The organism is Qipengyuania triglochinis (assembly GCF_054655615.1).
In genome coordinates, this window is the sequence record NZ_BAAHND010000002.1 from 692,407 (window position 1) to 711,022 (window position 18,616).

At 60.0% G+C, this 18,616-nt stretch carries 17 protein-coding genes and 1 tRNA gene; 14 read left to right on the forward strand and 4 right to left on the reverse strand.

Translation table 11 applies throughout. The features are described 5' to 3' along the window. Positions 1-34 precede the first annotated feature (34 nt). The 9 genes from pepN to ACYQ0G_RS09550 all read left to right on the forward strand — a co-directional run bounded on the left by pepN (position 35) and on the right by ACYQ0G_RS09550 (position 9,638). Positions 35-2,686, forward strand: coding sequence for an aminopeptidase N (gene pepN / locus ACYQ0G_RS09510; RefSeq protein WP_460101964.1), 2,652 nt, complete (start codon positions 35-37; stop codon positions 2,684-2,686). Then, entirely contained in the window at positions 2,679-3,347 is a 669-nt protein-coding gene (gene pgeF / locus ACYQ0G_RS09515) for a peptidoglycan editing factor PgeF (RefSeq protein WP_460101966.1), read from the forward strand. The genes pepN and pgeF overlap by 8 nt, the downstream gene beginning before the upstream one ends. Positions 3,348-3,554: 207 nt before the next feature. Next, complete coding sequence (gene petA / locus ACYQ0G_RS09520; RefSeq protein WP_460101967.1) at positions 3,555-4,127, forward strand: ubiquinol-cytochrome c reductase iron-sulfur subunit; 573 nt, start codon at positions 3,555-3,557, stop codon at positions 4,125-4,127. A 23-nt stretch (positions 4,128-4,150) separates the two neighbouring features. Then, entirely contained in the window at positions 4,151-5,446 is a 1,296-nt protein-coding gene (locus ACYQ0G_RS09525; RefSeq protein ID WP_460101968.1) for a cytochrome b, read from the forward strand. Positions 5,447-5,464: 18 nt separating this feature from the next. Continuing rightward, a complete protein-coding gene (locus ACYQ0G_RS09530; protein WP_460101970.1) occupies positions 5,465-6,313 on the forward strand; it encodes a cytochrome c1 in 849 nt (282 codons plus the stop codon). A gap of 79 nt (positions 6,314-6,392) precedes the next feature. Continuing rightward, positions 6,393-6,929 (forward strand): adenine phosphoribosyltransferase, encoded by a 537-nt coding sequence (locus ACYQ0G_RS09535; RefSeq protein ID WP_460102833.1) that lies wholly within the window; start codon positions 6,393-6,395, stop codon positions 6,927-6,929. 90 nt (positions 6,930-7,019) lie between these two features. Further along, entirely contained in the window at positions 7,020-8,870 is a 1,851-nt protein-coding gene (locus ACYQ0G_RS09540) for a cation:proton antiporter (RefSeq protein WP_460101972.1), read from the forward strand. Then, entirely contained in the window at positions 8,867-9,517 is a 651-nt protein-coding gene (locus ACYQ0G_RS09545) for an OmpA family protein (protein WP_460101973.1), read from the forward strand. Before ACYQ0G_RS09540 ends, ACYQ0G_RS09545 begins: the two co-directional genes overlap by 4 nt. 47 nt (positions 9,518-9,564) lie before the next feature. Beyond that, positions 9,565-9,638: transfer RNA gene (locus ACYQ0G_RS09550), tRNA-Gly, on the forward strand. Between the two features lie 90 nt (positions 9,639-9,728). Here ACYQ0G_RS09550 and panC read toward each other — a convergent pair. Next, positions 9,729-10,577, reverse strand: a complete 849-nt coding sequence (panC, locus tag ACYQ0G_RS09555; RefSeq protein WP_460101975.1) for a pantoate--beta-alanine ligase — start codon at positions 10,575-10,577, stop codon at positions 9,729-9,731. An 86-nt stretch (positions 10,578-10,663) separates the two neighbouring features. Here panC and ACYQ0G_RS09560 point away from each other — a divergent pair, with 86 nt between their 5' ends. The 5 genes from ACYQ0G_RS09560 to ACYQ0G_RS09580 all read left to right on the forward strand — a co-directional run bounded on the left by ACYQ0G_RS09560 (position 10,664) and on the right by ACYQ0G_RS09580 (position 16,581). Then, positions 10,664-11,482 (forward strand): division plane positioning ATPase MipZ, encoded by an 819-nt coding sequence (locus tag ACYQ0G_RS09560; RefSeq protein WP_460101977.1) that lies wholly within the window; start codon positions 10,664-10,666, stop codon positions 11,480-11,482. Beyond that, positions 11,479-11,781: a J domain-containing protein gene (locus ACYQ0G_RS09565; protein ID WP_460101979.1), complete on the forward strand. Its 303-nt coding sequence runs from the start codon at positions 11,479-11,481 to the stop codon at positions 11,779-11,781. Before ACYQ0G_RS09560 ends, ACYQ0G_RS09565 begins: the two co-directional genes overlap by 4 nt. Continuing rightward, positions 11,778-13,181 (forward strand): phosphoglucomutase/phosphomannomutase PgmG, encoded by a 1,404-nt coding sequence (gene pgmG / locus ACYQ0G_RS09570; RefSeq protein ID WP_460101980.1) that lies wholly within the window; start codon positions 11,778-11,780, stop codon positions 13,179-13,181. The genes ACYQ0G_RS09565 and pgmG overlap by 4 nt, the downstream gene beginning before the upstream one ends. A gap of 27 nt (positions 13,182-13,208) precedes the next feature. Next, on the forward strand, positions 13,209-14,051 hold the full coding sequence (locus tag ACYQ0G_RS09575) for a DUF2059 domain-containing protein (protein ID WP_460101982.1): 843 nt from the start codon (positions 13,209-13,211) through the stop codon (positions 14,049-14,051). Positions 14,052-14,112: 61 nt separating this feature from the next. Then, positions 14,113-16,581, forward strand: coding sequence for a ligase-associated DNA damage response DEXH box helicase (locus ACYQ0G_RS09580; protein ID WP_460101984.1), 2,469 nt, complete (start codon positions 14,113-14,115; stop codon positions 16,579-16,581). A gap of 91 nt (positions 16,582-16,672) precedes the next feature. Here the strand turns inward: ACYQ0G_RS09580 and ACYQ0G_RS09585 are convergent, their stop codons facing one another. From ACYQ0G_RS09585 to ACYQ0G_RS09595, 3 genes are all read right to left on the reverse strand, one after another. Then, positions 16,673-17,116, reverse strand: coding sequence for an ExbD/TolR family protein (locus tag ACYQ0G_RS09585; RefSeq protein WP_221543694.1), 444 nt, complete (start codon positions 17,114-17,116; stop codon positions 16,673-16,675). 46 nt (positions 17,117-17,162) lie between these two features. After that, positions 17,163-17,693 carry an ExbD/TolR family protein gene (locus ACYQ0G_RS09590; RefSeq protein WP_460101986.1) on the reverse strand — a complete coding sequence of 177 codons (531 nt, stop codon included), beginning with the start codon at positions 17,691-17,693 and terminating at the stop codon, positions 17,163-17,165. Between the two features lie 78 nt (positions 17,694-17,771). Beyond that, complete coding sequence (locus ACYQ0G_RS09595) at positions 17,772-18,587, reverse strand: MotA/TolQ/ExbB proton channel family protein (protein WP_460101988.1); 816 nt, start codon at positions 18,585-18,587, stop codon at positions 17,772-17,774. Between the last annotated feature and the right edge of the window lie 29 nt (positions 18,588-18,616).

Consider the following 18,616-nt stretch of genomic DNA (forward strand, 5'->3'; position numbering starts at 1 on the left):
ATTAGCCCAAAGCTCTCAAAAGAACAGGACCACCATGGATATCGCGCGCAACCCCTCCACGCCCGATGGCAACATCGAAATGGCCGATGCGGCCGTCGAGCCCAAGGCTCCGCCGGAAATCCGGCGCGAGGATTATGCGCCCTTCGCGTGGCTGGTGCCGACCACCAAGCTCGACTTCGATCTGGGGCTGGAGAAGACGCGCGTCACTGCGACGCTGGAGGTGGAGCGTAATCCTGCCGCCGAAGTCTCGCCCACGATCCGCCTCAATGGCGACGGGCTGGAGCTGGTCTCGCTGAAGTGCGACGGGGGCGATTGCGCCGGTCACATGATGGACGGCGATGATCTAGTGGTAACGCTCGAAGGTGACAGCCACACGCTGGAAATCGTGACCGAGATCGACCCGTCCGCCAACTCGCAGCTGATGGGTCTCTATGCCTCGGGCGGCATGCTGTGCACCCAGTGCGAGGCCGAAGGCTTCCGCCGCATCACCTTCTTCCCCGACCGGCCAGACGTCCTGTCGACCTACACCGTCACCATGCGCGGCCCCAAGAAGGATTTCCCCGTCCTCCTCTCCAACGGCAACCGCGTCCGTATGGATGATGATGGCGAGCTTCTGACCGCCGAATGGCATGATCCGTGGCCCAAGCCGTCCTACCTCTTCGCGCTGGTCGCCGGCGATCTGGTGGCGCGGGCGGACAGCTTCACCACCATGAACGGCCGCAAGGTCGAACTGAATGTCTATGTGCGCGACGGCGACCTCGATCGCACCGAACATGCGATGGAAAGCCTCAAGCGCAGCATGAAGTGGGACGAGGAAACCTTCGGCCGCGAATACGATCTCGACCTGTTCAACATCGTCGCCGTGAGCGATTTCAACATGGGCGCGATGGAGAACAAGGGCCTCAACGTCTTCAACACCAAATACGTCCTCGCCGATCCGGAAACCGCCACCGATGGCGACTATGATGGCATCGAGGGCGTGATCGGCCACGAATACTTCCATAACTGGTCGGGCAACCGCATCACCTGCCGCGACTGGTTCCAGCTCAGCCTCAAGGAAGGCTTCACTGTCCTGCGTGATCAGCTGTTCAGCCAGGACATGGGCAGTGCACCGGTCAAACGCATCGAGGACGTTCGCGTCCTGCGTGGCGCCCAGTTCCCCGAAGACAGCGGCCCCCTTGCGCACCCGATCCGCCCGGACAGCTATCGCGAGATCAGCAATTTCTACACCGCAACCGTCTACAACAAGGGCGCCGAGGTCATTCGGATGATGAAGACCATGGCGGGCGACGATGCCTTCCGGCGTGGCACCGATACCTATTTCGATCGCCACGATGGCGAGGCCGCGACATGCGAGGATTTCGTGAAGTCGATCGAGGATGGCACCGGTCTCGATCTTTCGCAGTTCCGGCTATGGTATGCGCAGGCCGGTACACCCCAGGTTTCCGTGCAGCTTACACATGACGGCGGCGAAGCCGTGCTCGAGCTTTCGCAGACCATCCCCGACACACCCGGGCAATCGGACAAAAAGCCCATGCCGATCCCATTGAAGATCGCTCTGTTCGACCGGGACAGCGGCAGGCATGCCGGTGAAGAATTGATCGTTCTGGACAAGGCGAGCGACACGATCCGCTTCCCCGGTTTTGCGTCAAAACCGGTGCTTTCCATCAATCGCGGCTTTTCCGCCCCGATATCCGTTCAGCGAGACATTGCAGGTGACGAACTGGTCTTCCTCGCCGCTAGCGATGATGACCCTTTCGCACGATACGAAGCAATGCAGGATCTGATGGTCGGTCATCTCGTTGCGGCAAGCAAGGGTGCCCTCGATGACGCCACGCGCACTGCGAATGAGAAGGATATCATGCGCGCGGTCCGCAGTGTGATCGAGGACGAGCAAATCGACGACCTCATGCGCGGCGAGCTTATGTCTATGCCCAGCCAGACGTATATCATGGAGCGGCTCGAAAATGCCGATCCTGGCCGGATTTTCGAGCAACGCGAGGGGCTGAAGGCTGTCATCGCGAAGGAATTGGAAGAAAGCCTCCAGCGCCTTTACAATCGCGCGGCGAAAGTCCCCTATTCGCAGGATTCACAGGCGAAGGGCGCGCGAAAATTGAAGACGTTAATCCTCTCATATCTCGTAGCGGGCGATCCTCAGAAGGCTACCGAGCTTGCCTCGCAGCAGTATGAGGGAGCGGACAATATGACCGATCGCCAAGGCGCACTGATGGTTCTGACGGGTGTCGATAGTGCAGAACGGACAAATGCGTTGGTGGACTTCTATAATCATTACCAGGGCAACTCGTTGGTCATCGATAAATGGTTCTCGTTGCAGGCTATGTCGCTCCATCCTCACGTGATCGAGCATGTTAAGGCTCTCGCCGATCATGAGGACTTCACGCTCAAGAATCCGAACAGGGTGCGTTCGCTTTACATGGCTTTCGCTGCCAACCCGCACGGCTTCCATGCTGCAAGTGGCGAAGGATACCGGATAATCGCCGATTTGATCCTCGAACTCGACCCGATCAATTCGCAGACAGCAGCGCGATTCGTGCCGTCGCTCGGGCGGTGGCGAAAGATGGAGCCGGGCAGGTCGGCTCTGATGCGCGAACAATTGGAGCGCATCGCGGCCGCGCCCAAGCTTTCGCGCGACACATTCGAGCAGGTCACCCGGTCCCTTGGCTAAAGTGCTCACTTGCGAAGTGCTGGCAGGCGTGCCCCACGGGTTCTCGGCGCGCGATGGCCTGGAAAGTGATGACGTGGTCGCCGGAGCGCCGTTGGTGAAGCTCAAGCAGATCCATTCCGCCGACGTGTGCGTGATGCGCGAAGCTGGCGGGGATATTCGGGAAGGCGACGCGCTAGTCACCGATCGCGCTGGACTGATGCTTGGCATAGTGACGGCCGATTGCGCGCCGGTTCTCTTCGCCGATCTTGACGCGGGCGTCATTGGTGCAGCTCACGCAGGCTGGAAGGGTGCGCGCGCCGGGATATTGGAAGCGACGCTTGCGGCTATGGAGGATCTCGGTGCCGATCGCGTGCGCATCAGTGCCGCCATCGGCCCGACTATCGCGCAATCCAGTTACGAAGTCGGCAAGGGCATGAGGCGCCAGTTCGAGGACGCCGACGAACGTTTCTTCGCTCCGGGCAGAGAGGGGCACTATCAGTTCGATCTGCCCGCCTATGTGGCTCACCGCCTCGCCGTTGCGGGTACCGGCCGAATCGCCGACCTTGCCTTGGACACCTATGCAAACGAGGCGCAATTCCATTCCTACAGGCGCGCGACTCATCGCGGCGAGACGACCCAGGGCCGTCAGATCAGCGCGATAGCTCTACCCGAGCTAGGATAGCCCACCACTCACCCATCAGCCAGCCCGTGCCAAAATGGCGGTTGGCAAGGGGCCGCATAGCGGCTAGAGGCGCGACCAAACCGGATATACCGGGGGCATTCGCGCATCTTTCCTTGGCGCTGGCATTCGGCCTCATCCGGCATGTGGATCGCAACAATTCCCGCGCCATCCGGCGTGGTAAGCTAAGGCAGGCAAGGCAAGGCGCTGATGGCAGACACGACTGCAACCGCTACTCCCGAGACGGTGACGACAAGCGAAGACGGTATCCGTCGGCGCGACTTTCTCGATATCGCTGCAATCAGTGCTGCCGGTATCGGCGGTCTCGCAGTGGTTTATCCGCTGGTATCGCAAATGGCTCCCTCGAAAGACGTTCTTGCTGCAAGCTCGACCGAAGTCGATGTGTCCGCGATCGAGCCAGGGCAGGCTATCAAGGCCGTGTTCCGCAAACAGCCGCTTTTCGTGCGTCGCCTGACCCAGGCAGAAATCCAGGCGGCGAATGCGGTCCCCGCATCCTCGCTTCGCGATCCGCAGACGCTGGAAGAACGTACGAAGGAAGGTCACCGTGACATGCTCGTCACCATGGGTGTCTGCACCCACCTCGGTTGTGTGCCCTTGGGCGCTGCCGAAGGCGAAGTGAAGGGCGAATTCGGAGGCTACTTCTGCCCCTGTCACGGTTCGCATTACGACACCGCCGGGCGCATCCGCAAAGGTCCGGCGCCGGCGAACCTCGAAGTGCCGGAATATGAATTCACCTCGGATACGGTCATCCAGGTCGGCTGAGCTATAAGACGAGAGACTAAGACATGAGCTTTCCCTGGGCACGCCAGTACGAACCCACCAACGGGTTGACCAAGTTCCTCGACGAGAAACTGCCGCTTCCGCGCCTCGTCTACAACGCTGTCGGCGCCGGTTATCCGGTTCCGCGCAACCTTTCCTATTTCTGGAATTTCGGCGTTCTCGCCGGTTTCTTCCTGATGGTACAGATCGTCACCGGTGTTGTGCTTGCCATGCACTATGCGGCGAACGCGCAGGTTGCCTTCGCCACGACCGAACACATCATGCGTGACGTCAACTGGGGCTGGATGATGCGCTATGCTCACGCCAATGGCGCGAGCTTCTTCTTCATCGTCGTCTACCTGCACATCTTCCGCGGCTTGTTCTATTCAAGCTACAAGGCTCCGCGGGAAATGATCTGGCTGCTCGGCGTCGTCATCTTCCTGCTCATGATGGCTACTGCCTTCATGGGTTACGTTCTCCCATGGGGACAGATGAGCTTCTGGGGTGCCAAGGTTATCACCGGCCTGTTCGGCGCTATCCCGCTCGTCGGCGAGCCCATTCAGGTCTGGCTGCTCGGCGGTTTTGCTCCCGATAACGCTGCGCTGAACCGTTTCTTCAGCCTGCACTTCCTGCTGCCCTTCGTAATTGCAGGTGTCGTCATTCTGCACATCTGGGCGCTGCACATTCCCGGCTCGTCCAACCCGACCGGCGTCGAAGTGAAGAGCGAAAGCGATACCGTACCTTTCCACCCGTATTACACGGCGAAGGACGGCTTCGGTCTCGGCATCGCACTCCTGGCCTATTTCGCGCTGGTCTTCTTCCTGCCCAACGCGCTTGGCCATCCGGATAACTACATCGAAGCGAACCCGCTCTCGACCCCCGCGCACATCGTGCCCGAATGGTACTTCTGGCCGTTCTATGCGATCCTGCGTGCCTTCACGGTGGACTTCTTCTTCGTCCCGGCGAAGCTGATGGGCGTCCTCGCGATGTTCTCGTCCATCCTGCTGTGGTTCTTCCTGCCCTGGCTCGACAAATCGCCGGTGCGCAGTGGCCATTACCGTCCGCTGTTCCGCAAGTTCTTCTGGTTCGGCCTCATCCCGACGATGATCGTCCTGTTCATCTGCGGCGGTGCCCCGGCAGAAGAGCCTTACGTGATGCTCAGCCAGCTCGCGACGGCATACTACTTCCTCCACTTCCTGGTGATCCTCCCGATCATCTCGAGCGTCGAGAAACCCGAACCGCTGCCCTATTCGATCACCGAAGCCGTCCTCGGCTCGGACAAGAAGATGGTCAAAGGCGAACACACGTCGCCGGCCGTCTAAGCGAGTAACGAGAGATCCATGACCAAGCTTCTCAGCGTCCGCCTTGTTGCCATCCTCGTCGGTCTCGGCTTTGCCGTCGCCGTCCTGTGGGGCTTCCTTGTCGGTGCCTATAACGCCGCCACCGAAGAAGCTCCGGGCCATCTGCCCTACGAGCATCCGCGTGACATCGACTATTCCTTCAACGGACCGTTCGGCAAATGGGATCAGGCCCAGCTTCAGCGGGGCCTGAAAGTCTACAACGAAGTTTGCTCGGCTTGTCACAGCCTCAAGTTCGTCGCTTTCCGCGATCTCGAACAACTCGGCTATTCTGAAGGCCAGGTAAAGGCGTTTGCCGCTTCGAAGCAGGTCCCGGGCATCGATCCCAATACGGGTGAAGCGACTACACGTGCCGGGCTTCCGACCGACTATTTCCCGTCGCCTTATCCCAATGCGGTTGCGGCTGCGGCGGCGAACAACAACGCCATTCCGCCGGATCTTTCGCTGATCACGAAAGCTCGCGGTGACGGGACTAATTACGTGGCTTCGCTTCTTACAGGCTATCAGGAGCCGTCAGCTGAGCTTCTGGAAGAGCATCCCGAAGCTGCGCCGGCCCCGGGCCTTCACCACAACCCGTACTTCCCGAACCTCAATCTCGCGATGGCTCCGCCGCTTACGAGCGCAGGTCAGGTTACGTATGATGATGGGACCGAGGCGACTGTCGAACAGATGTCCACGGACGTCGCGGCGTTCCTGACATGGACTGCCGAACCGACCCTGGTGAAGCGCAAGCAGACCGGTTGGCCGGTACTGATCTTCCTGCTCTTCGCAACCGTGCTGGCCTACATGTCAAAGCGCCAGATCTGGTCGGCATTGAAGCGCAAGAAATAAGCCAACCGCTTATCCACTTCTCGAACGCCCCTTCCATCCAAGCGATGGGAGGGGCGTTCTCGTTTGAGGGAGAAAGCCGATCACACCGACGCAATTGAAATCGCTCGTGCGCACCATTCCTGACTTCCCGGTTTCTGGAATCCAGTTTCGCGACATCACCACTTTGATCGCTCATGGGGAGGGCTTTGCCACAACCGTGGATTGGTTGGCTGATCGGGTCCAAGCCTCGGAAGCAGAGGCCATCGCGGGAATGGAAGCGCGCGGTTTTATTTTCGGTGCGTCGGTCGCGTCGAAGCTCGGTTTGCCGTTCCTTCCCATTCGGAAGCCCGGGAAGCTCCCCTGCGAGACGATTGGTATCGATTATGCGCTCGAATACGGTGCCGACCGGCTCGAAATGGATCCGACGACTGTGGAGCGGGAGCAGAAAGTAGCGATCGTCGATGATCTTCTGGCTACCGGCGGTACGGCGTGCGCGACTGCGCAGCTCCTTCGGGAAGCCGGCGCCCGCGTCGCCGACGCTATCTTCGTTATTGATCTTCCCGATCTCGGCGGCGCGGAGAAGCTCAAAGACCGCGGGATCACGGTTGCAGCTCTTATGCAATTTGAAGGCGATTGACCTTTTTCCTGTCGATCCTTGGATAAAGTTTCGACCTAGGGCATTGTAGGCCCGGGCGGCCCGCCAATCGGGCGAAACGCGACGAGGGGCATGGAACAAACACTGGTAATAGCCTTGGTGGGCATACTCGGCATCGGCGCGCAATGGCTTGCGTGGCGGACGGGGCTTCCTGCCATCGTCCTGATGCTGATCGCTGGTTTTCTGGCGGGACCAGTTCTTGGGGTCTTCGATCCAGAACACGCGTTCGGGGGGCTGCTCGAACCGATGGTCGCCATCGGGGTTGCGCTCATACTGTTTGAAGGTGGTTTGAGCCTCGATTTCCGTGAGCTTCGCCATACGGGGAGCGCCGTCGGTCGCCTTGCGACCATCGGGGTTGCGCTGGGTTGGTTATTCGGCGCTCTCGCTGGCATCTATATCGCTGGCCTGGCCCCTGAAGTCGCGATCCTTTTCGGTGGCATCCTTGTGGTAACCGGGCCTACCGTCGTGATTCCGCTATTGCGCCAAAGCTCGATCAAATCGCGCCCCGCTTCGATTTTGAAGTGGGAAGCGATCGTCAACGATCCCACCGGCGCACTCTGCGCGGTGATTGCCTATGAATACTTCCGCAAGGTGGCCGAGCAACCCGGTGCGACCCTGTTCGAAGTCGTCCCGCCCCTTATCATCGCCGCCATAATCGCCGGCCTGATCGGCTATGTCGCCGCGCTGGCAATTGCCTGGTCTTTCCCCCGCGGTGCCGTGCCAGAATACCTCAAGGTCCCTGTGCTGCTTACCGCTGTGATCGGTGTGTTCGTCATCTCGAACCTCATCGAACATGAGGCAGGGCTTGTCGCAGTTACCGTGATGGGCGTGGCGCTGGCCAACATGAACGTGACGAGCCTGCGGTCAATCCATCCCTTCAAGGAGAATATCGCGGTTCTCCTCGTGTCCGGAATCTTCATCCTGCTGTCTGCATCGCTCAGCATTGAAGATATTCGCTACATCAACTGGCCCATCGCGTGGTTCCTGCTGGCGCTACTGTTCCTGGTCCGGCCTGCGACTATTCTTCTCAGCCTCCTGGGCAGCAACATACCTTGGAACGAGCGGCTTTTCCTCGCCTGGATTGCGCCGCGCGGGATCGTTCTCGTGGCGATTTCCGGCCTGTTCGCACTCCGGCTTTCCGACCTCGGCTTCAGCGACGGTAATCTCCTGATCGGGCTGAGCTTCGCCGTGGTCGTCGTAACCATCGTGGCGCACGGGTTCACTGCCGACTTCGTCGCCAAGCTTTTGAAGGTGAAGGGCACGACCAGGCCCGGCATCCTGGTAGTGGGCAGCACACCATGGACTGTCGCATTGGCCGAGCAGATGCAGGACATGAAGGCCCCGGTCATGGTGGTGGACCCGAGCTGGCAGCGCCTCGCCCTGGCCCGCCAGAAGGGGATACCGACCTATCACGGGGAAATCCTGAACGAGGCGACGGAACACAATCTCGAACTGGCCCCCTATCAAAATCTCGTCGCGGCCACCGAGAACGAGGCCTATAACGCACTCGTCTGCAACGAATTCGCTCATGAAATCGGCCGCGACAGTGTGTTTCAGTTGGGCGAGAGCGCGGATGGCGAAGACCGCCACTCGCTTCCGGAAAGCCTTCGGGGAAGGGCGCTGTTCGAAAGCGGCTTCGGCGTCGAGGACGTCAGCGAGCGTCAGCGCCAGGGATGGGTATTCCGCAAGACGCGCTTGTCGGAAGAGTTCGATTTCGAAAAAATGCAGGAAAAACTGCCCGATGCAGCCAATATGTTGCTGCTGGTTCGGGACAATGGAAATATCCGTTTCTTCACGCATGCCGCGCGGCCCGAACCGCGTGCAGGCGATGTCATTCTAAGTTTCTCGCCACCGCAGACCAGGACCGCGGAAGAGAAGGCTGCAAAGAAGGCCGGGAAAAAGCAGGGGGTGCAGACGACATGAGGGCAACATTGAAACTGGCAGCGACGGGCCTGAGTGTCGCAGGTTTGTTCGGACTGACGGCTTGCAAGGTCGAACGCGATGAACCTGAACCTGAACCTACCCAGGCCGACACGCCCCGTTCCATCTTCCAGGAAGAGCCGACCGCAGCGGACTCCATGCTCCCGACCGAGACGCTTCCCCCGCTGGAAACAGTCCTGCCGTTTGCGGATGGTACCTCCGATCTTACCGAGGCGGTTCGGGCGGAGCTCGCAACGGTCCTGCGCTCCCCTCAGGTCGCGTCGGGTGGCGCAATCATCCTGCGGGGCCATTCGGATTCGTCCGGTGATGACGAGGCAAATGTCGAAAGGTCACGCGATCTCGCGGATGCGGTGAAGGAATTTCTCGTCGATGGCGGTATCGCGGAAGAGCGGATCGAAGTGATCGCATTTGGCGAGCAAAACCCTATCGAGCCCAACGCACTTCCGGATGGCACCCCAAATGAAGAAGGGCGTGCTGCCAACCGCCGGGTGGAATTGACTGTCGAAACCGGGGAGAGCAACGCTAGGGAGCAAACCCTGATTGAAACGCTCAGCATGCCCGAAACTTCGGCGAGTGCGCCTCCGTCGGCAGCTCCAAAGCCCAAGGCGACCGCAAAAACCACGCAATGACAGGTTGACGAATCTGGCGGAGGAAGGCATCTGCCCTCCTCCGCGACGCGGGTATAGCATAGTGGTAATGCTCCAGCCTTCCAAGCTGGCTAGAGGGGTTCGATTCCCCTTACCCGCTCCAACTTCCCTACAGAACCGGATTTCGCTCGCGAAAGCGCGTTTCGTTCGACCTGCCGATAAGCGTAGCTTCACGAAGCGGTGGCTCGCTCCACTAAATTTCCATATTGTCGATCAGGCGAGTGCCGCCGATCCTGGCAGCGACAAAGAGACGGGCATTGCCGTTGTCTGACGCTAGGGGCGCCAAGCTATCGGCATCCCGGAGTTCCGCGTAATCGACGCTATCAAATCCGCTCGCGAGCAAATCCTGCCGCATATCCTCGAGCAAGCGATCCGGCGCTCCGCCTTCTGACAGCTTAATGATCGCTGCTTTCATGGCTCGAGGGAGCGCGGCCGCCTCTTGCCGCTGTTCCGGCGAAAGATAAGCGTTACGACTGCTCATCGCGAGGCCGTCCTTCTCGCGGACAATCGGAACACCGTAAATGGCATCCACATGCGGCCAGTTTAGATCAAGGTCGCGCGCCATGCGCCGGATGACAGCCAGCTGCTGCCAGTCCTTCTCGCCGAAAAACGCCATGTCGGGCGTGACCTGATTGAACAGCTTGCAGACGACGGTAGCCACGCCGTCGAAGTGCCCAGGACGGTCTGCGCCGCACAATCCCTCGCTGACCCCAGCGACCGAGATATTCGTGGCGTAGCCTTCCGGATAGACTTCCTGCGGCGCCGGTGCCCAAACCAGTGAGACACCCTCGTCCTCCAGAAGTTGCGCATCGCGCTCCAGCTGACGCGGGTAGGCATCGAGATCTTCCCCGGCGCCGAACTGGCGAGGATTAACGAAAATCGACACGACGACATGATCGGCCTGCGCTTTCGCCCTGCGGACGAGCGTCAGATGGCCTTCATGCAATGCCCCCATAGTTGGGACGAGCGCAACAGTCTGGCCATCTGCCCGCAAAGCGGTCAGGGATTTCCTCAACATTTCCAGTGTGCGAGCGATTTGCAACACCGACTCCCCTAGATTATGGTTTCAGGAGAGTTGCCCTAACCTTGCAGCGGCATCGAATACAACGAGAAGAAGAGCGAAACACTTTGCCCCAGACCGGCCCCCATTGGATTACCTTCGCCAACGAAAAGGGCGGGACAGGAAAATCGACGACGGCGGTTCATGTGGCAATCGCCCTGGCCTATCGCGGGGCGAGGGTGGTCGGTTTCGATCTGGATCACCGTCAGCGCACCTTTGCCCGCTATATCGAAAACCGGGCCGAGACGATGCAGCGACGCGAAATCGATCTGCCGACGATCGAATGTCATACCATTCCTCCGATTCCGGACGATGAATTCGGCGAGATTCTGCAACGCCATGCGGGTGACGCCGATTTCATCATCATAGATACGCCGGGCCGCGATGATCCCCTGGCGCGGTTTGCCGCCACTAACGCCGATACGCTCGTCACTCCCATGAACGACAGCTTCGTGGATTTCGATCTGATCGGTCAGGTCGAGGGCGAGAATTTCAAGGTACGCAAACTGTCTTTCTATGCCGAACTGATCTGGGAAGCGCGGATCAAACGCAGCCGCAAGGCGATCGAGGAAGGTCGCGCCGAAATGGATTGGGTTGTCGTGCGCAACCGCACCGGTCACACCGAAGCACGCAACCGCAGCCGGATCGAACAGGCGCTTGGCGAAATGTCGAAGCGGGTCGGATTCCGGGTTACGCAGGGTCTTTCGGAACGCGTGATCTATCGCGAACTTTTCCCCTCGGGTCTCACTCTGCTCGACAAGGGCCATTTGGGCGATCTGGGCACCAGTCATCTGGTGGCCCGCCAGGAATTACGCCAGCTCATGGCTGCTTTGAGGTTTCCCCACAATCAAAAATCCACGGCTCCTGCGGAAAAGGTCGACGCATGATCAAGCTGCTCGTCCTGGCCATAGGCCTAACGTTCCTGTGCCGCTGGGCGCTCGGGAAATGGCCGTGGGATTACCTTCGCGCTCCCGCCACGCGGAGCCAGGCGATCTTCCGTGCACGCAAGCTGCTCAACGTATCCGCCAAGGCCGACCACAAGGATATCCGCGAGGCACATCGCCGCATGGCAGCACTTGCCCACCCTGATCGAGGGGGCAGTAAGGCGCAGATGCAGGAACTCAATGCAGCCCGTGATCTTCTGTTAGACGATCTACCTTACGAAATTCCGGAGCCTCCCCGATGAGCCATGCATTCGATCCAACTGTCCTTCGTGAATATGACATACGGGGGATTATCGGTGAGACACTCGGCGCCGACGACGCCCGGGCGATCGGCAGGACATTCGGGTCGATGCTTCGCGAGCAGGGCGGTAGCCGGGTTGCAGTGGGTTACGATGGTAGGCGGTCTTCGCCCATGCTCGAGCATGGGCTGGTCGAAGGGCTTACGGCGAGTGGTTGTGACACCGTCAGGATCGGTCTCGGCGCCACACCCATGCTCTATTATGCGGAAGCCAGCGACGAGGACATACACGGCGGCATCCAGATCACCGGTAGTCACAATCCGCCTAACTACAACGGCTTCAAGATGGTCTTTCAGGGCCGCCCGTTCTTTGGCAGCGACATTCAGGAGCTGGGCAGACTGTCCGAGGCTGGCGAGTGGACCGATGGCGCCGGGGACGTAGAAAAACGGGATATTCTCGATGAATATGTCGAGCGCTTGGTGCAAGCGATCGACGGCATCGACCGCTCGGTTCTAGCCGGAATGCGGATCGGATGGGATGCGGGCAATGGCGCGGCCGGGCCAGCTCTCGAAAAGCTTGTTGCAAAGCTTCCTGGCGAACATCACCTGCTCTTTACAGAAGTCGATGGCGGCTTCCCCAATCATCATCCCGACCCGACTGTAGAAGAAAACCTTGCAGATCTGCGCGCGCTGGTCGCCGAGAAATCGCTCGATTTCGGCGTGGCATTCGATGGCGACGGAGACCGCATCGGTGCGATAGACGGCGAAGGCCGCGTGATCTGGGGGGATCAGCTCCTCATGATTTACGCCGAGGACCTGCTTCGGACGCGCAAGGGCGCGACGATCATTGCCGATGTGAAGGCAAGCCGGGCGCTTTACGATCATGTCGACGCTTGCGGTGGGAAGCCGCTGATGTGGAAGACCGGCCATTCGCTTATCAAATCAAAGATGAAGGAAACCGGATCGCCGCTAGCCGGGGAAATGAGTGGCCACGTCTTCTTCGCCGATGAATATTACGGCTTCGACGATGCACTCTACGCCGGTGTGCGTCTGATGGCGGCATCCGCCCGCCTCGGAAAATCGGTGACGCAATTGCGGAGCGATATGCCGCAGATGATCAACACGCCCGAGATGCGTTTCCAGGTCGACGAGAGCCGGAAATTCGCAGCGATCGAAGAGGTCAAGCAGCGGCTCTCGGGCACCGATGCGGACGTTAACGGCACCGACGGAGTACGCGTGAACACGGTGGACGGCTGGTGGCTGTTGCGCGCATCGAACACACAGGATGTCCTGGTGGCTCGCGCCGAAAGCGATAGCGAGGATGGGCTTTCTCGTTTGATGGCGCAGATCGACGAACAGCTGAAGCTTTCGGGTCTGGAGCGTGGCGAAAGCGTAGGGCACTGATCTCGAAGTTTCAGAGGGGGTTTGAATATGCGAAGTTTTGTATACGCGGCTGCGTGTGGCGCAGCTCTCGTGGCCACGCCTCTCGCTGCGCAAGCGCAGACCGGGGCGGCAACAGAAGAAGTCTCGCAGCAGCGGCTCGAAGAAATCTCTTCCATGATGAGCAATCTCTTCGTGGCGGATCCTTTGACTGCAGAACAGGAAGCCCGGCTGCCGGCGGCGCAGGCCGTGGTCGGGGCGATGATGCCCGACGGTTTTTACGGAACCATGATGGCCGACATCGTCGACAAGATGATGCGGCCCATGATGACGATGTTCTCATCGCCCGAGATTATCCTGTCGGCGCGCCTCGATCTGGATGAAGAAGCGATCGGTCAACTGACCGAAGCAGAACAGGCTGAAATTTCCGCCATGCTCGATCCGGCGTTCGATCAGCGGGTCGATGCCATCATCGGCGTTATGACGGAAAAGATGGGTGGCATGTTCGCTGTCATGGAAGATCCCATGCGCGAGGGATTGTCCAAAGCCTATGCTGTCCGCTTCGATGACAACCAATTGGCCGATATCGCCACATTTTTCGCCACGCCGACGGGAAGTGTTTATGCCAAGGAGTCGATGGCGTTGTTTTCCGATCCGCAGGTCATGCAGGCGAGCATGAAAGCGCTGCCGGCGATGATGAGCAGCTTCGGTAATATCGAAACGGCGATGGAGGAATCGATGGCGAACCTCCCCAAGGAAGCCGCCTATTCGGATCTGACGGCGGCCCAGCGTCAGCGGCTGGCCGAATTGCTGGGGATTGAGCCTGAAGATTTGTCCGAAGTAATCAGGCCGCCACGGCCTATGGCTTCCGACGAGACTGGCATGGTCGACTAAGGACGGGGTCCTTGGCTCTCGCTGGGGGGAACCGGCTTCTCCCTGTATCGCTTGAGCAGAGATGCAAACCATCGTTCCTTCTGAAATTTCCGACTGGTTCGCGGGCCGGGGCTGGCGAATACGTCGGCATCAGACGGATATGCTTTCGGCTAGCGATGCAGGCCGGCACAGCCTCCTTGTAGCGGACACCGGTGCTGGCAAGACGCTGGCCGGCTTCTTGCCCACGCTGGCGGCATTCGCGCCCTCGCGCAGCAGGAACAGTCCGCCCGAGGGACTGCACACGCTGTATGTCTCGCCTCTCAAGGCACTCGCGCACGACGTCCAGCGCAATCTGCTGACCCCGGTGGAAGAGATGGGCTTACCCATCACGGTGGAGACGCGGAGCGGGGATACGCCGTCCGATCGCAAGAAACGCCAGCGGTCGAAGCCGCCCAATGTCTTGCTAACGACGCCAGAGAGCCTTTCGCTGCTGCTGTCCTATCCCGACAGCCTTCATATGTTCGCTGGCCTGAAGCGGATCGTAATCGACGAGGTTCATGCCTTCGCCACCGGCAAGCGTGGTGATCTGCTGGCGCTCGCTCTCTCGCGGTTGCAAGCGATCGCTCCCGATCTCCAGCGTGCGGCACTTTCGGCGACAGTGGCGTCCCCGGAGGCCTTTCGCGAATGGTTGGCACCGTGGGGAGAAATCGACAGCGTCGCTCTGGTAGAGGGCGAGGAGGGCGCACGGGCCGAAGTCGAAATCCTGCTTCCCGAAGAGGAGCGCGTTCCTTGGGGCGGGCACGCCGCCACATGGGCGATCCCCCAGCTCTATGAAGAAATCCGGCGTAACCAGACCACTCTGGTGTTCACCAATACAAGGTTCCTTGCGGAATATATCTTTCAGAACCTGTGGGATGTGAACGAGGACAATTTGCCGATCGGCATTCACCACGGATCGCTTTCGAAAGAAGCGCGCCGAAAGGTGGAGGGAGCAATGGCGCGGGGAGAGTTGCGGGCTCTTGTCGCGACGGCCAGTCTCGATCTGGGTGTGGACTGGGGCGACATCGATCTCGTGGTCCAGATGGGGGCGCCAAAAGGCTCGTCGCGCCTGCTGCAGCGGATCGGGAGGGCCAACCACAGGCTCGACCAGCCAAGCCGCGCCTTGCTGGTGCCGGGCAACCGTTTCGAATTCCTCGAGGCCACGGCAGCCAAGGAGGCTGTCGACGAGGGACAGCGTGACGGGGAGGATTTCCGCCCAGGGGGCTTGGACGTGCTCGCCCAGCATGTGATGGCCTGTGCGTGCGCGGGACCTTTTAAAGAAGATGCCCTGCTGGGCGAGATACGCTCCAGCCTTTCATATGCCTGGGTGGACAAGGAAGCATGGGACCGGGTTCTGATCTTTGTCGCGACGGGGGGCTATTCGCTCAAGGCTTACGACAAATTCAAACGCATCGTCCGCGACAAGGAAGGCGTGTGGCGCCTTACCCATCCGGATCAGGCGGCGCGGCATAGACTGAACGCGGGGATCATTATCGACAGCGAAATGCTGGAGGTGCGCATTACTTCGGGTCGGGGGCGGGGCGGGCGCAGTCTCGGCAAGATCGAGGAGCGGTTTGCTGCCTCCCTTTCTCCCGGAGATACCTTCGCCTTCGCCGGGATGAGTCTCGAAGTCGTCAAGCTTCAGGATATGGAAGTGCTGGTCAAAGCGGCGACTTCCAACGCGATGATCCCAAGCTATGGCGGCCAGCGAATGCCGCTGACGACCCATCTGGCCGAACGTGTGCGGACCATGCTGGTGGATCGGGCGGGCTGGGCGCGTTTCCCCGATGATGTGCGCGAATGGCTGGAGGTGCAGGACTGGCGCAGCCAAATGCCGGGGCCCGGCCAGCTTCTGGTCGAGAGTTTCCCGCACGCCAAGCGTCACTACAGCGTCTACTATACATTCGAAGGCTGGAACGCGAACCAGAGCCTCGGGATGCTCATTACGCGGCGGATGGAGGACAGGGGGCTCCTGCCCGGAGGTTTCGTGGCGAATGACTATTCGCTTGCCGTATGGGGCCTCAAACCGGTGCCGGATCCAGCCCCGCTGCTTTCACCAGACATCTTGCAGGACGAGTTTCTGGAGTGGGTCCAGAATTCCCACCTACTGCGCCGTGCATTCCGTGAGGTGGCGGTCATCGGTGGCCTGGTAGAACGACAGCATCCGGGAAAACGCAAGACTGGCAAGCAGGTCACCTTCTCGACTGACCTCATTTATGACGTCCTGCGGAAATACGAACCGGATCATGTCCTGCTCGAAGCTGCCTGGGCGGACGCGCGTACGCGTATGACCGATGTGGGGCGTCTGGGAGATCTGCTGGACCGTTCGGCCCGACAATTGGTTCACGTCGAACTCGACCGGGTCAGCCCGCTGGCGGTGCCGGTCATGGTCATGATCGGCCGGGAGGCGACGCCGCAAGGTTCGGTCGATGACGAGCTGCTGCTGGAAGCGGAAGACCTCGCCAGCGCCGCAATGCGCGTCACAGAGATCGAGGATGAGGGGCTGACCTAGAGGAGGCCACTTCGGCCGCGAACCTCTGCCTGCCAAAGAAAAAGGGGGCAGATTGCTCCGCCCCCTTTCGCTGTTTTATTTTGCCGAAGCCTTACTGCATTCCGGCCTTGCCGAAGGTGCGGTACCGTTCGTTGCCGACAAATCCGAACTTCGAAACGCCGCTCGCCTTGATGACCTGAAGCACGCTGGCTGAAAGGTCGTAGCTGGCGAGAGCTTCCGGTTCGAACTGCAGTTCCGGTTCCGGGTTGATCCGGGTCGACTGCTCGAGAAGGTTGACGAGGTCGCCCATCTGGATTTCCTCGCCGTTCCAGAGCATCCGGTCGTCCTGCGTAAGAACAAGCTTGTTCTTGTCTGGCTCGACATCCACCGGAGGCGGGTTCGGGTTGGGTTGCGGAAGGTCGATATCGACCGAGTGGGTCGCGATCGGAATGGTGATGATGAACATGATGAGAAGCACGAGCAGGACGTCGATCAACGGCGTCATGTTCATGTCCATCATTGGGGCGCCATCATCCTTGCCGCCTGCCATTGCCATGGTCGTTTACTCCTGAATTCTTGTCCGGGGCCGTCGCGAAATGCGCTCAGGCGTTGGGATCGATCGGGTTCGAAATGAAGCCGACGATCGGATAACCGGCAGCCTGGACGTTGTAGATCGCCCCTGCAACGCAGGACCAGGGCGCATTGACGTCGCCGCGGATGTGGACCTGGGGAATTTTCTCCGGATCGTTCATGATCTCTTCCGGACCACCAGCGCGCTGGACGATGGTGTCGAGGCGTTCGAACGCCTGATCATAAAGCTCTTCGGAAGTTACCGGGGTGAGGTTGTTGAAATAAACGCGGCATTCGCCAGTGCGCGAGGCACCGGTGTAGCCGGTATCGCCGGCGCTCCGGCCCGCTTCGTCGCTGGTGCTGACCGTCAGGAGGAGGTTTTCGACCTTATCCTTCGATTCGACCGATTCGATCACCGGAATTTCCAGCTGCTCGATGGTCTGGATCGCGACCGGAACCGCGATCAGGAAGATGATCAGAAGCACCAGCATCACGTCCACGAGCGGAGTGGTGTTGATGTCTGACATCGGCGAGTCTGCCCCGCCTCCCATCTGGATCGCCATATTTACATCCTATCCGTATTCAATTTCACACGATTGACGCGAAGGACGCGGGCGGCGCGAACCGCCCGCGTGCCCTGCTTAGCGCTTGGTCGTGGTGGTGGTGGTGGTCGCACCGGCAGCAGGCGTGGTCGCCGTGGTGGTGGTGCGGCCAGCAGCGGCCTTGCCCGAAGCCTGCGTCGAAGTGGCAGTCATCGTCGCCGGCTTGATCGCGCCGTTCGAGTTGATGTTTGCAAGCAGGTCGGTCGAGAAGCCGCCCATCATGTCGGCGATGCGGCGGTTGCGGCTCTGCAGCCAGTTGTAGGCGAACACGGCAGGAACTGCGACCAGCAGACCGATGGCGGTCATGATGAGTGCTTCACCGACCGGGCCAGCGACCTTGTCGATCGATGCCGAGCCGGCCATGCCGATGTTGATCAGAGCGCGGTAGATACCGATAACCGTACCGAGCAGACCGACGAACGGTGCGGTAGCACCAACGGTTGCCAGGAAGGGCAGGCCGCCGTTGAGCTTCGCCATGATGGCGTGCTCCGAACGCTCGAGCGAGCCGTGCAGCCAGTCGTGGGCTTCGAGGCTGTCGTTGAGCTTGGCATGCTTTTCTTCGGCAGCGACAGCGTCGTCTACCAGCTGGCGCCATGCGCTGTTCTTTTCGAGCTTGGTCGAACCTTCCTTGAGGCTGTTTGCACGCCAGAAGCCGCCGCGAACATCCTTGTACTGGCTCATGACCTTACGCTGTTCGAAGAACTTGGTGAACAGGATGTAGAACGAACCGACCGACATGATGATCATGACAGCAAGGATCGACCAGGCGACGGGGCCGCCTTCTTCCATCGCCTGAAGGAAGCCGAAAGAGCTCTTGGGAGCTTCAGCCCCAGCAGCGAGAAGTGTGAAAAACATAGCGGATTATCCTCTTGAAATAGACGTTT

What these genes read in the sequence shown, in the direction of transcription:
- ACYQ0G_RS09565 (WP_460101979.1), top strand. Translation starts at nt 11,479, where the DNA reads ATGATCAAGCTGCTCGTCCTGGCCATAGGCCTAACGTTCCTGTGCCGC.
- ACYQ0G_RS09590 (WP_460101986.1), bottom strand. Translation starts at nt 17,693, where the DNA reads ATGGCGATCCAGATGGGAGGCGGGGCAGACTCGCCGATGTCAGACATC.
- ACYQ0G_RS09530 (WP_460101970.1), top strand. Translation starts at nt 5,465, where the DNA reads ATGACCAAGCTTCTCAGCGTCCGCCTTGTTGCCATCCTCGTCGGTCTC.
- pgmG (WP_460101980.1), top strand. Translation starts at nt 11,778, where the DNA reads ATGAGCCATGCATTCGATCCAACTGTCCTTCGTGAATATGACATACGG.
- ACYQ0G_RS09585 (WP_221543694.1), bottom strand. Translation starts at nt 17,116, where the DNA reads ATGGCAATGGCAGGCGGCAAGGATGATGGCGCCCCAATGATGGACATG.
- ACYQ0G_RS09545 (WP_460101973.1), top strand. Translation starts at nt 8,867, where the DNA reads ATGAGGGCAACATTGAAACTGGCAGCGACGGGCCTGAGTGTCGCAGGT.
- pepN (WP_460101964.1), top strand. Translation starts at nt 35, where the DNA reads ATGGATATCGCGCGCAACCCCTCCACGCCCGATGGCAACATCGAAATG.
- ACYQ0G_RS09580 (WP_460101984.1), top strand. Translation starts at nt 14,113, where the DNA reads ATGCAAACCATCGTTCCTTCTGAAATTTCCGACTGGTTCGCGGGCCGG.
- ACYQ0G_RS09595 (WP_460101988.1), bottom strand. Translation starts at nt 18,587, where the DNA reads ATGTTTTTCACACTTCTCGCTGCTGGGGCTGAAGCTCCCAAGAGCTCT.
- ACYQ0G_RS09575 (WP_460101982.1), top strand. Translation starts at nt 13,209, where the DNA reads ATGCGAAGTTTTGTATACGCGGCTGCGTGTGGCGCAGCTCTCGTGGCC.
- petA (WP_460101967.1), top strand. Translation starts at nt 3,555, where the DNA reads ATGGCAGACACGACTGCAACCGCTACTCCCGAGACGGTGACGACAAGC.
- ACYQ0G_RS09540 (WP_460101972.1), top strand. Translation starts at nt 7,020, where the DNA reads ATGGAACAAACACTGGTAATAGCCTTGGTGGGCATACTCGGCATCGGC.
- ACYQ0G_RS09525 (WP_460101968.1), top strand. Translation starts at nt 4,151, where the DNA reads ATGAGCTTTCCCTGGGCACGCCAGTACGAACCCACCAACGGGTTGACC.